This window comes from Euzebyales bacterium, assembly GCA_035461305.1.
In the GTDB taxonomy this organism is placed as follows: Bacteria; Actinomycetota; Nitriliruptoria; order Euzebyales; family JAHELV01; genus JAHELV01.
The window spans coordinates 1-2861 of sequence record DATHVN010000097.1 but is presented as its reverse complement, the minus strand read 5'-3'; the positions used below and the strand labels follow the sequence as shown (position 1 = coordinate 2861).

The 2861-nt window shown below is 72.1% G+C and carries 2 protein-coding genes; one reads left to right on the top strand and one right to left on the bottom strand.

Features of this window, described 5'->3' with window-relative positions:
* On the bottom strand, positions 1-2400 hold a 2400-nt coding region (locus VK923_09025; protein HSJ44808.1), incomplete at its 3' end, for a PEP/pyruvate-binding domain-containing protein.
* An 80-nt stretch (positions 2401-2480) separates the two neighbouring features.
* Here VK923_09025 and VK923_09020 point away from each other — a divergent pair.
* A complete protein-coding gene (locus tag VK923_09020) occupies positions 2481-2822 on the top strand; it encodes a helix-turn-helix transcriptional regulator (GenBank protein ID HSJ44807.1) in 342 nt (113 codons plus the stop codon).
* Positions 2823-2861: the final 39 nt, after the last annotated feature.

The window sequence follows — 2861 nt, the reverse complement described above, 5'->3', positions numbered from 1 at the left end:
GCCCATCACGGCGGGTATGCCGTATTCGCGGGCGACGATGGCGGCGTGGGAGGTCGGCCCGCCGGCGTCGACGACGACCGCGGCTGCGCGTTGGAACAGCGACGTCCATGAGGGGTTGGTGTAGGGGCAGACGAGGACGTCGCCGCTGCGCAGCGTTCCGAAGTCCGCGGGCTGGCGGATGACGCGCACGGGCCCGGTGGCCTGGCCGCCGCCCACGGCGACGCCGACGACGAGCGCATCGGCGTCGCCTGGGGAGTCGGGGAACATCACGGCTGGCGAGATCAGGGGGGCGCCGTACAGCTGTTCGCGTCTGGCCGCGCGGGCGCGTACCGCTTGGCGGATGTGTTCGGCGTCGGCGGCGGGTGTCGTGGGGCCCGGAAGGTCTTCGAGTTCGTCGAGCCGCAGGTGGAACACGTGATCCTGCTCGGCGAGGATCGCGGCGTCGGCCAGTCTGCGGCCCATCTCCAGCAGTGCGCGCCGCACGATGGGCAGGACCCGGGTGGCGTGGAAGTGGGTGTCCTCACGCAGGGCGATCCCCGTCCGCGCGGCCTGCACCATGCGGGACAGGCGCGCCTGCGACCGGGTCAGGCGCACGACGGGATGGTCAAGCAGCTGCCGGACGGCCTGCGCGCCGCGACCAGCAGCTGCGGGTCGGCGTGGCTGTTCGACGAGCGCCTTGATGGCGCCGAGGACGGTCGCAGGGTCGTCGCTCCAGGTGGGCGATGACACGAGCAGCACGCTGGTGGTCTCGCGGTGTCCGTAGTCGTCGAGGAAGGCGTCCCGCGCGCCCCGAAACTCGCGGAGCTCGGGCGCGTCGTCGAGGTGGCGCGCGAGGTCGTGGACGTCGAGGTCAGCGAACAGCGCATGCAGGGTGGCGTCCGCGCGGACGAGGGACGCCAGGGCGGCCAACGCGCGGTTGGCGTCGGTGGTGCGCGTCGGCGCGCCGAGGATCAGCTCGGGAAACAGGTCGGTCAGGCCGAGCAGACGCAGGATCAGACGCAGCCGCAGCAGGGCCATGACGGCCGCGGGCAGGTAGTCGACGCGCAGCTCGGTGGTGACGTGCAGCGCGTCCAACGCGTGGCGTAGCAGCCGGGACAGCTCGCCCCAGGATGCAGTCGCCACATCACGTGCCGCGAGCACTCGGACCTGCTGCTCGAACGCAACGAACCGCGGATCCAGTTGCCAGGCGGCGGGGTCATGACGTCGGATGCGGCGCAGGTTGCGGGCGGGCGCGGTCAGCACGCGAAGCGTCGGGTGGGGCGCCGGCGGCACGAAGCGGTCCACCACCCCGTCGACCTCCGGCAACGCCTCGGCCAGATCGACGCGCAGCCCGGCGATCTCGTCCAGCAGCCGCGACACCATCCGGCCAAGGCCGGGGTCGATCCACGCGCTCATGTCGAGCGGGTAGGGTCGGATGGGCAGCATCTCCAGGATCGGCGGCCCGGTCCGCCGCTGCATGCGGGTGAGGTGCACCGGAGGCGGCGGGAGCGCCGTCATCGGTCGCGTCTGCAGCACCCACACCCGCCCCTGGGTGCAGGCCCATTCGACGTCCTGCGGCTGACCGAAGTGGCCGGCGACGCTCACACCGAGGGCGGCCAGCTCGACGAGGACCTCGGCCGGCAGTCGGCGCGCCTCGTCCATCTCCGTCGTGTCGCGCGTGACGCCACCGCCAGGGGCACCGCGGATGACCACCTCGCGACGCCCCGCGGTCCACTCGCGGACCTCGCCGCGCGCGTCCAGCACGTAGTGGTCCGGGGTCACCAGCCCTGAGACGACGGCCTCGCCGAGGCCGCTGCTGGCGTCCACCACGATCTCGTCACGCGCGCCTGTGACGGGGTTCGCGGTGAACAGCACGCCCGCGCTGTCGGCCGGCACCATCGCCTGCACCACGACCGCCATCCGCACCTGCTCAGCGCCGACGCCGCGTCGGCGACGATAGGCGACCGCGCGGTCGGTCCACAGCGACGCCCAACACCGCCGGATGGCGTCGAGGACCTGAGCTTCACCGACGATGTTGAGGTAGGTGTCGTGCTGACCCGCGAACGCGGCGCCCGGCAGATCCTCCGCGGTCGCGCTGGAGCGCACGGCAACGTACCCGCCACCGAGCGCCGAGTACGCCTCGACGATCGCAGGCCCCACCGGGTCGGGCACCGTCACCGCCGCGATGTCCGCCCGGAGCGCAGCCCACCCACGGCCGTCGATGGGCCCGTCTCTGACCTGTGTCCCGATCCCGGACGACAGCCCAGTCAGCTCGAGCACCGCGGCGTACGCGTCGGTCGTGACCACGAAACCATCCGGAACCCGATGCCCCAACCGGCGCAGCTCGCCCAGGTTCGCGCCCTTCCCACCGACCCGCGCGCGATCGTCGGCGTCGACCGTCTCGAGCCCCACGATGCACACGTCCGGCACTCCTCATAGAAAGCTTCGCTACATACCCTAGAAGAGTAGCATTCCTACCTATCGAACGGTAGGGTTGCGTCGTGGACGCCGACGCGCAACAGCTCAAGGGCCACCTCGACGCGCTGCTGCTCGCCGCGCTGGCGGCTGGACCACGGCACGGCTACGCGATCAAGGAGTCGCTCCGGGAGGCCAGCGGCGGCCAGTTCGAGCTGCCCACCGGCACCATCTATCCGGCCCTGCACCGGCTGGAGGCGGCGGGACTGATCGACGGGACGTGGTCGACGGTCGACGGTCGACGACGCCGCACCTACCAGCTGACCGCCCGTGGCGAACGGCGCCTGCAGACCGACCGCACCACCTGGCGGGAGTTCGCCGCGACCGTCACGACCCTGCTCGAGCAGCCATGGCCCGCCACCACCTGATCGACGATCACCTCGCGTTGCTCGCCGGCCGTCTGCCGG